1 protein-coding gene is annotated in these 10661 nt (G+C 74.7%); it reads right to left on the bottom strand.

All coding sequences use genetic code 11. The annotated features are described in order from the left end of the window. Nucleotides 1-8 precede the first annotated feature (8 nt). Entirely contained in the window at nucleotides 9-10196 is a 10188-nt protein-coding gene (locus K4G22_RS26000; RefSeq protein WP_228082882.1) for a type I polyketide synthase, read from the bottom strand. Nucleotides 10197-10661 lie beyond the last annotated feature (465 nt).

The raw sequence follows: 10661 nt of genomic DNA, 5'->3' as shown, positions 1-10661 counted from the left end.
GTGGCGGGTCAGGAAAGTCCCAGTTCTTTGTCGATCAGGTCGAACAGCTCGTCCGCGTCGGCGGTTTCGACGTCGGTGTCGGCGTGTTCCTTGGTCTGGGCCGCGTTCCAGCGGCCGAGGAAGTCCCGCAGCCTGGCGTCGATCGCCGACCTGGCGCCGTCGTCCAGCGGGCCGCCGGCGAGCGCCGCCTCCAGCCGGTCGAGTTCGGCGAGGCCGGGGACGACCTTCGGCACGCCGTCGAGCAGGATCGCGCCCCGCAGGTGGGTGGCGAGCGCGCGCGGCGTGGGGTAGTCGAAGACGAGGGTGGCGGACAGGCGCAGTCCGGTGGCCGCGTTGAGCTGGTTGCGCAGTTCGACGGCGGTGAGCGAGTCGAAGCCCAGCTCGGTGAACGGCTGGTGTTCACCAACGGCCTCCGCCGCGCCGTGTCCGAGGATCGCGGCGGCGAGGGCGCAGACCAGGTCGACCAGGGCCTGTTCGCGTTCCGACTCCGGCAGTCCCGCGATGCGTTGCTTGAGCGTGTCGGCCGTGCCGGTGTCGGCCTCGCGGGCCTTGCGGACGCGGGGCTTGACTAGTCCGCGGAGCAGCGGCGCGACCTGCCCGTGGGCGCGGGGCGCGGCGAGGTCCATGCGCATCGGGAGCAGCAGGGGCTCGCCGAGGGCGAGCGCGGTGTCGAAGAGGGCGAGCCCCTCGTCGACGGGGAGGGCGGCGACGCCGGCGCGGGTGATGCGGTCGAGGTCGCCGTCGTCGAGGGTGCCGCCCATGCCGCCGCCGGCCCACAGGCCCCAGGCGAGGGAGGTGGCGGGCAGCCCTTGGGCGTGGCGGTGTTGGGCGAGCGCGTCCAGGTAGGAGTTGGCCGCGGCGTAGTTGCCCTGGCCCGCGCCGCCGAAGACGCCGGCCGCTGAGGAGAACATGACGAACGCCGACAGGTCGAGGTCGCGGGTCAGTTCGTGCAGGTTCCGCACGGCGTCGGCCTTGGGCTTGAGGACGGCGTCGAGGCGTTCGGGGGTGAGCGCCGTGACGATGCCGTCGTCGAGGACGCCCGCGGTGTGCACCACGGCGGTGGGCGGGAGTTCGGCGAGCAGCGCGCGGGTCGCCTCGCGGTCGGCCACGTCGCAGGCCCGGACGGCGACGGTGGCGCCTCGGGCGGTGAGTTCGGCGGCGAGGTCCGCCATGCCGGGCGCGGTGTCGCCCCTGCGGCTGGCGAGGACGAGATCGCGGACGCCGTGCCGGGTCACCAGGTGGCGGGCCATCAGGCCGCCGAGCGCGCCGGAGGCGCCGGTGATCAGCACCCGGCCGGAGAGGTCGGGGGTGTGGTCCCGCTCGTCGGTGGCGACGCGCGCGAGGCGGGGCGCGTGTGCGGTGGTGCCGCGCAGCGCGAGTTGGGGTTCGGTGCCGGTGAGGGCGAGGACGGGCGGCAGCACCTTGGCGGCGTCCTCGTCGCCGATGTCGACGAGCGCGATCCTGCCCGGGTTCTCGGACTGCGCGGAGCGCAGCAGCCCCCAGGCCGCCGCCTGGGCGAGGTCGGTCGGGGTGCCGTCGGGGGACGCGGCGCCTCGGGTGACGACGACCAGCCGCCGGTCCTCGTACCGTTCGTCGCCGAGCCAGTCCCGCACGAGGCGCAGCGCCTGGTGCGTGGCGGTGCGGGCGGTGCCGCCGGTGGCGGCCACCAGCACGGCGTCGGGGAGGCGGTCGAGCGAGGCGAGGTCGGGGGCGGCCGAGCCGATGCCGAGGTCGTCGGCGCCGATCACCGCGTGGCTGGGCGGGGCGTCCCTGGGGATCGGGACGGGTGCCCAGTCGAGGCGGAACATCGACTCGTGGAACGAGGCGGCGGCGGTGCGGAGTTGTTCGGGTGAGACGGGCCGCAGGATCAGGGATTCGATGGTGGCGACGGGGGCGCCGGTGCCGTCGGCGATGGTGAGGCGCACGGTGTCCTGCCCGGCGGGCGACAGGCGGACGCGGAGGGTGCCGGCGCCGACGGCGTGCAGGGTGACGCCGTTCCAGGAGAAGGGGAGCCGGCCCTGTTCCGCGTCCTGGGTGAGGCCGCCGAAGGGGATGGCGTGCAGCGCCGCGTCAAGCAGCGCGGGGTGGAGTTCGAAGCGGGCCGCGTCGGCCTGGACGTCGCCGGGCAGGGCCACCTCGGCGAGCACCTCGTCGCCCGACAGCCAGGCGGCGCGCAGCCCTTGGAACGTCGGGCCGTAGGCGAACCCGCCGGCGGCCAGGTCGGTGTAGAGGTCGTCGACGGGGATGGCTTCGGCGCCCGGCGGCGGCCAGCTGGATTCGGCCGCCGGTTCGGGGGCGGTGCCGGGCCTGAGGAAGCCGGCGGCGTTGCGGGTCCACTCCTCGTCGGCCCAGCCGCCCCGGTCGATCTGGGAGTAGAGGGCGATGGGGCGGCGGCCGTCGGCGGGCGCGCCGATGGCGATCTGGATGGCGACGCCGCCTCGTTCGGGCAGCACCAGCGGTGCTTCCAGGGTGAGTTCCTCGACGCGGGGGCAGCCGATGTGCTCCCCGGCGTGGAGGGCGAGTTCGAGCATCCCGGTGCCGGGGAGGAGCACGGTGTCGGCGATGGTGTGGTCGGCGAGCCAGGGGTGGGTGCGCAGGGAGAGCCGGCCGGTGAAGAGATAGCCGTCGTCGTCGGCGACGGGCACGGCGGCGCTCAGCAGCGGGTGGTCGGCGGGGGCCAGCCCCATCGCGGTGGCGTCGCCGGCGAGCGCCGAGCTGATCTTGGGCCAGTACCGCTGCCGCTGGAAGCGATACGTCGGCAGGTCGACCCGCCGGCCGCCGGGCACCAGCGCCGACCAGTCCACGGCGACGCCGCGTACATAGACCCGCGCCAGCGCGGTCAGCAGGCCCCTGACCTCGGAGCGTCCCGATCGCAGCGAGGGAACGAAGCCCTCCATCGCGGACAGCACCGCGTCGGGGCCCAGCTCCACGAAGTCCGAAGCTCCGGCCTCCCGCAGCGACTCGACGGCGTCATGGAAGCGGACGGCGTCCCGGACATGTCGCACCCAGTACTCGGCGTCGACCACCGATGGCTGCCCGGCGACGGGAATCCCGGCGGGGTGGTAGGTCAACGTCCGGGCCACGGCGCGGAACTCGTCCAGCATCGGGTCCATCAGCCGGGAGTGGAAGGCGTGGCTGACGCGCAGCCGCTTCCGCTTCCACTCCGGCGCCCGTTCGAGCACCGCGAGTACGGCCGCCTCGTCGCCGGAGAGCACCACGGAGTCGGGGCCGTTGACGGCGGCGATGTCGACGCCGTCGGTCAGCAGCGGCAGCACGTCGGCCTCCGCGGCCTGGACGGCCACCATCGCGCCGCCCTCGGGCAGCGCGCCCATCAGCCGGCCCCGGGCCGCCACCAGCGCGCAGGCGTCGTCCAGCGACAGCACCCCCGCGACATGCGCGGCGGCGATCTCGCCGATGGAGTGCCCCGCCAGGAACTCGGGCCGCACCCCCCACGACTCCACCAGCCGGAACAGCGCCACCTCGACGGCGAAGAGCCCGGCCTGAGTGAACTCCGTCCGGTTCAACGTCGCCGCGTCATCCCCGAACACCACCTCAAGCACCGGCAGTTCGAACCGGTCACAGACCGCGTCGAAGGCGTCCGCGAAGACCGGGAACGCGTCATACAACTCCCGGCCCATGCCCGGACGTTGGCTGCCCTGTCCGGAGAAGAGGAACGCCAGCCGACCCGTGCCCACCTCACCGACCACCGCGCCCGGCGCGCCCTCGGCGACCGACCGCAGCCCCGTCAGGAACTCGGCGTGCTCACCGGCGACCACCACCGCACGATGTGCCATCGCCGATCGCGTCTCCACCAGCGAACGCGCCACATCCGCCGGCGACTCGTCCGCGTCCACCCGCTCCACCAGCGCCAACGCCTGCGCCCGCAACGCACCGGGCGAACGGCCCGACACCACCCACGGCACCACACCTGGCCCCGCGTCCGCGACCGCCTCGGGCGCGGGCTCGGGCGCCGGCTGCGGCACGTACTCGATGATCGTGTGCGCGTTGGTCCCGCTCACGCCGAACGAGGAGATCGCCGCCCGGCGCGGTCCGTCCCGCCAGGGCCTGGCCTCCGTCAGCAGCTGGATGTCGCCGCTCGACCAGTCGACATGCGGCGAGGGCTCGTCCACGTGGAGGGTTCGGGGCAGCACGCCCTCCCGCATGGCCAGCACCATCTTGATGACGCCGGCGACGCCAGCGGCGGCCTGGGTGTGCCCGATGTTGGACTTCACCGAGCCAAGCCACAGCGGCCGGCCCGCGTCCCGGCCCTGGCCGTAGGTGGCGAGCAGCGCCTGCGCCTCGATCGGGTCGCCCAGCGTGGTGCCCGTGCCATGCGCCTCGACGACGTCCACATCGCCGGCGGAGAGCCCCGCGTTGGCCAACGCCTGCCGGATCACCCGCTGTTGGGACGGGCCGTTCGGCGCGGTCAGGCCGTTGCTGGCACCGTCCTGGTTCACCGCCGAGCCACGGAGCACGGCGAGCACCGGATGCCCGTTGCGCCGCGCGTCCGACAGCCGTTCCAGCAGCAGCACGCCCGCGCCCTCGCCCCAGCCCGTGCCGTCGGCCGCCGCCGCGAACGGCTTGCAGCGGCCGTCGGCGGCGAGGCCGCGCTGGTGGCTGAACTCGATGAACGCGCCGGGCGTCGACATCACGGTGACGCCGGCCGCCAGCGCCAGCGAGCACTCGCCCTGGCGCAGCGCGTGCGCCGCCCAGTGCAGCGCCACCAGCGAGGAGGAGCACGCCGTGTCGACGGTCACCGCCGGGCCTTCGAGGCCCAGCGCGTAGGACACCCGCCCGGAGAGGACGGCGGCGGCGTTGCCCGTGCCCACATAGCCCTCGGTGCCGTCGGGCGAGAACGCAGCCAGCAGGGGCCCGTAGTGCTGTCCGTTGGTGCCGGCGAACACGCCGGTCCTGCTGCCGCGCAGCGAGTCGGGGTCGATGCCGGCGCGCTCGAACACCTCCCAGGAGGTCTCCAGCAGCAGCCGCTGCTGGGGGTCGGTGGCCAGGGCCTCGCGGGGTGAGATGCCGAAGAACGCCGGGTCGAACTCGGTGGCGTCGTAGAGGAATCCGCCGGTGCGCACATAGCTGGTGCCCGCGCGTCCGGAGTCCGGGTCCGGGTCGTAGAGGGAGTCGATCTCCCAGGCCCGGTCGTCGGGGAAGTCCCCGACCGCGTCCCGGCCCTCGGCCAGCAGCTCCCAGAACTCCTCGGGGGTGCGGGCCTCGCCGGGGAAGCGGCAGCTCATCGCGACGATGGCGATCGGGTCGTCGTCCACGGGTGCGGCGACGGCGGTCTCCTCGCCGACGGCGTCCGTGGTGCCGGTGATCTCCGTGCGCAGATACGCGGCGAGGGCCACGGGGGTCGGGTAGTCGTAGATCAGGGTGGCCGGCAGCCGCAGGCCGGTGGCCGCCGTGATCTGGTTGCGGAGTTCGACGGCGGTCAGCGAGTCGAAGCCCAGATCGCTGAAGGCGCGGCGCGGCGACACCGCGTCGGGGCCCGCGTAGGCGAGCACGCCGGCGACCCGGGTGCGGACCAGATCCACCAGGACCCGGTCGGCCTCGGCTGGCGAGAGACCGTCGAGGGTAAGGCCGGTGCCCCGGTCGGCGACGACGCGGCGGACGGTGCCGCCGACCAGCTTGCGCAGCAGCGGCCCCACGGTCGCGGCGGTCAGCCGTCGGGTGTCGAGACGCATGGGCAGCAGCAGCGGGGTGTCCGTGGCGATGGCCGTGTCGAAGAGGGCCATGCCCTCGTCCGCCGAGAGCGCGTCGATGCCGGCGCCGGCCATCCTGGCGAGGTCGGTCTCGTCCAGCCGGGAACTCATTCCGCCGCCCTGTTCCCACAGGCCCCAGGCGAGCGAGTGCCCGGGGAGGCCGAGTTGGCGGCGGTGGGCGATGAGCGCGTCGAGGAAGGAGTTCGCCGCCGCGTAGTTGGCCTGGCCCGCGCCGCCGAAGACGCCGGCGCCGGCGGAGAACACGACGAAGGCCGACAGGTCGAGGTCGCGGGTCAGTTCGTGCAGGTGCCAGGCGGCGTCGACCTTGGGGCGCAGCACGGTGGCCACCCGCTCGGGGGTGAGGGAGGAGACCACGCCGTCGTCGAGCACGCCGGCGGTGTGCACCACGGCGGTCAGGTCTGGGACGGTGTCGAGCAGCGCGGCGAGGGCGTCCCGGTCGGCGACATCGCAGGCGACGGACCTGACCAGGGTGCCGTGCGCGGCGAGTTCGGCGGCGAGCCCGTCGGCGAGGGAGCCGCTTCTGCTGGCGAGGACGAGGGTGCGGGCGCCGTGCCGGCGGGCGAGGTGGCGGGCGACCAGGCCGCCGAGCTGCCCCGACGCGCCGGTGACGAGGACCGTGCCGTCCAGCAGGACGGGCGTGGCCGCTTCGGCCGAGGCGCGGGCCAGCCGGGGGACATGGGCGCGGCCCTCACGGATGGCGATCTGGGGTTCGTCCGAGGCGAGCGCCGAGGCGAGCAGGGCGGGTGTGGTCTCGCCCTCGACCAGGAGGTAGCGGCCTGGTTCCTCGGTCTGGGCCGACCGGACGAAGCCGGCGACGGCGGCGCCGGCGAGGTCGCCCGGCCGGTACTGGAAGACGACGCGGTCCGCCGCCGGGTCCTGCGACTCGGCGAGCGCGCGGGCCACCTCGGCGTGCACATGGGCCACCACGGGCGTCTCGTCGCCCACCGGGACGACCCGCACCAGGCGCACCCCTTCGGGCGCGGTGTCTCCGGCGGGCGGCAGGGTGAGCGGCGGCCATTCCACGTGGAACAGCGACTCGTGTCTCCCGCCGCGCAGGTGCCTGGCGTCCCAGGCGCGCAGCGCCAGCGTCTCGACGCCGGCGACGGGCAGGCCGGCCGGGTCGGTGACGGCCAGGGAGACGGTGTCGTCGGTGAGTTCGGTGATCCGGACGCGGACGGACGAGGCCCCGGTGGCGAACACCGAGGCGCCCGACCAGGACCAGGCGGCCCGCTCGTCGCCGAGCGCGGCGGACAGCAGCGCGGGGTGCAGCAGATGGCCGGCGGCCCGCTGGCCCTCGGGCAGGGTGACCTCGACATGGCGGTGCCGGCCTTCGCGCCAGCTGCCGTCCGGCTCCTGCCGGGCGCCGGGCGGCGGCCAGGCGCTGGGGGACACCGGCTCGGCGGCGTGCGGGGCGAGGGTGCCGGTGGCGTTGCGGACCCATTCGTCGTCGCCGTGCTCGCCACGCGAGTGGACGCTCAGGCTTCGCCGGTCGGAGTCGTCGGCCGCGCCGACGGTCACCTGGATCACCACGCCGCCGCTGTCGGGGAGGACGAGCGGGGTGGCGACGACCAGCTCCTCGACCCGCGCGCACCCCACCTGGTCCCCGGCGTGCAGGGCGAGTTCGAGGAACACGGCGCCCGGCAGCACGGCGTGGCCGTCGACGCGGTGCTCGGCGCACCACGGCAGGCTCTCGTGGGACAGCCGTCCGGTGAACAGGTGGCCGTCCGCGTCGGGCAGTTCGACGGCGGCGCCGAGCAGCGGGTGGTTGGCCTGGGCGAGGCCGATCGAGGTGGGGTCGCCGACGGGGGCGAGGCTGGAGCGCAGCCAGTACCGCTCGTGCTGGAAGCCGTAGGTGGGGAGGTCGACGACGCGGGCCCCCGTGCCGGCGAACACCGCGCGCCAGTCGGGGGCGTGGCCACGGGTGGCCAGCCCGCCCAGGGCAAGGAACAGCGCGGTGACGTCGGGGCGTCCGGCGCGCAGCGCGGGGTGGCCGTCGGTCATGGTCGACAGGGTGGCGTCGGGGCCGATCTCAAGGAAGTCGGTGACGTCCTCGCCGCGCAGCCACTCCACCGCGTCGTGGAAGCGGACGGCGTCCCGGACGTGCCGCACCCAGTACGCGGCGTCGACCGTCGAGGGCTGCCCGGCGACGGGGATCTCCGCCTGCTGGTAGGTCAGTTTCTCCGCGACGGCGCGGAACTCGTCCAGCATGGGGTCCATCAGGTGCGAGTGGAAGGCGTGGCTGACGCGCAGCCGCTTCCGCTTCCACTCCGGCGCCCGTTCGAGCACCGCGAGTACGGCCGCCTCGTCGCCGGAGAGCACCACGGAGCGGGGGCCGTTGACGGCGGCGATGTCGACGCCGTCGGTCAGCAGCGGCAGCACGTCGGCCTCCGCCGCCTGGACGGCGACCATGGCGCCGCCCTCGGGCAGCGCGCCCATCAGGCTGCCGCGCGCCGCCACCAGCGCGCAGGCGTCGTCCAGCGACAGGACGCCGGCGACATGCGCGGCGGCGATCTCGCCGATGGAGTGGCCGGCGAGCAGGTCGGGGCGGAGGCCGAAGGACTCGACGAGGCGGAAGAGCGCCACCTCGACGGCGAACAGCGCCGCCTGGGTGTGCTCCGTCTGGTTCAGCGACGCCTCGTCGTCGCCGAACACCACGTCTTTGAGGGGGAGTTCGAAGCGTTCGCAGACGGCGTCGAACGCCTTGGCGTAGGTGGGGAACACCGTGTACAGCTCGCGGCCCATGCCGAGGCGCTGGCTGCCCTGGCCGGAGAAGAGGAAGGCGAGCCGGCCGGTGTCGACCGCGTCCTCGACGAGGTCGTCGGCCGGGGCGCCTTCGGCGATCCGGCCGAGGGCGGTGAGCAGCGCCGCCCGGTCGGGCACCACGGCGACGGCGCGGTGCTCCAGCGCGGCGCGGCTGGTGGCGGTGGCGAACGCCAGGTCCAGCGGGGCGAGTTCGGCGCGCTCGGCGACATGGTCGCGGAGCCTGGCGGCCTGTTCGCGCAGGGCGCGTTCGGTGCGTCCGGAGAGGACGAAGGGAAGAGCGGGCAGGGTGACGGTGGTCTCCGTCTCGTCCCGTGCCGGCTCGGCGGGTGCCTCCTCGACGATGGCGTGCGCGTTGGTGCCGCTGACGCCGAAGGCGGAGACGCCGGCCCGGCGGGGGCGGCCCTCGGTGGCCGGCCAGCTCTCGGCCTCGTCGAGGAGCGAGACGGCGCCGGCCGTCCAGTCGACCTGGGGGGACGGCTCGTCCAGGTGCAGGGTCTTGGGGAGCAGCCCGTGGCGGAGGGCCATCACCATCTTGATGACGCCGGCGACGCCCGCGGCGCACTGGGTGTGTGCCAGGTTCGACTTGGCCGAGCCGAGGCGCAGTGGCGTCTCCCGGTCCTGGCCGTAGGTGGCGAGGATGGCCTGGGCCTCGATGGGGTCGCCGAGCACGGTGCCGGTGCCGTGCGCCTCGACGACGTCGATGTCGCCAGGCGCCAACCGGGCCTGGGCCAGCGCCTGGTGGATGACGCGCTGCTGGGCCGGGCCGTTGGGGGCGGTCAGCCCGTTGGAGGCGCCGTCCGAGTTGATCGCCGAGCCGCGGAGCACGCCGAGCACGAGATGGCCGAGGCGCTGGGCGTCGGAGAGGCGCTCCAGCAGCAGCACGCCGACGCCCTCGCCCCAGCCGGTGCCGTCGGCGGCGGCGGCGAACGACTTGCAGCGGCCGTCGGCGGAGAGGCCGCGCTGCCGGCTGAAGCCGATGAACGCGGTGGGGGTGACCATCACGGTGACGCCGCCGGCCAACGCCAGCGAACACTCCCCCTGGCGCAGCGCCTGACTGGCCAGGTGGATGGCGACCAGGGAGGAGGAACAGGCCGTGTCCACGGTGGCGGTCGGGCCTTCCAGGCCCAGCTCGTAGGCGACGCGGCCGGCGACCACGGAGGCGGCGGTGCCGGTCAGCGCGTAGTCCTCGATGCCCTCGGGGGCGTCCTGGACGCCGACGCCGTAGCCGGACGAGGAGGCGCCGGCGAACACGCCGGTCTGGCTGCCGCGCAGCGACGCCGGGTCGATGCCGGCGCGTTCGACGGCCTCCCAGGAGGTTTCCAGCATCAGCCGCTGCTGCGGGTCCATGGCGATGGCCTCGCGGGGCGAGATGCCGAAGAAGCCGGGGTCGAAGGAGGCGGCGTCGGTGAGGAAGCCGCCCTCCCTGGTGTAGCTGGTGCCCTGGTTCGCGGGATCGGGGTCGTAGAGGGAGTCGACGTCCCAGCCCCGGTCGTCCGGCATGCGGGAGACGGCGTCGCCGCCGCTGGCGATCAACTCCCAGAGCCCTTCGGGGGAGTCGATGCCGCCGGGGTAGCGGCAGCTCATCCCGACGATCGCGATCGGCTCCGAGGCCCGGTTCTCCATCTCGCGCAGCCGCGCCCGCGTCTGCTGGAGATCCGTGGTCACCCATTTCAGGTAGTCACGGAGCTTCGCCTCGTCCGCCATCCCGATGCCACCTCTCCACGCGCCGTCGGCGGTCACCACACGGTCGACATCCACTGCGCGGGCCTTCTCACCAGGCACAACGTCCCGGTGCACCCACGAATTACCGGGCCAGTCTTCAGACAGCCGGGAGAACGCGGCAACCCCCTACGCACCCCTGCGCGGGGGGCTGGCCAGGGGCCTTCGGAACCGTCGCCACCCCCTGCGGAAGCGGGCCGGAACGGGCCGCTCCCAGCCGCCGCCGGCCGCCCCGGCGGAGCCGGAGAACGGGCTCGGGGACGGGCTCGGGGACGGGCGCCGGAGCGGGCGTCCGAGCGGCGGAGGCGGAGGGTAATCGACGGGCGGGAGCGCGGAAACCCCTAGGGTCCACTGTCCGTGGTGCGGCGCCGGCGGACGCCGGTCGGCGAGCGCCGCTAGGGGTTCCGGGCGCGTCGGCGCACGCGTAGCTTCGCGAGTGGCCCGGCACTT

Source organism: Streptomyces profundus (assembly GCF_020740535.1).
GTDB lineage: Bacteria > Actinomycetota > Actinomycetes > Streptomycetales > Streptomycetaceae > Streptomyces > Streptomyces profundus.
Note: the sequence above shows the minus strand (reverse complement) of the source record. Positions and strands in the feature narration are given on the sequence as shown.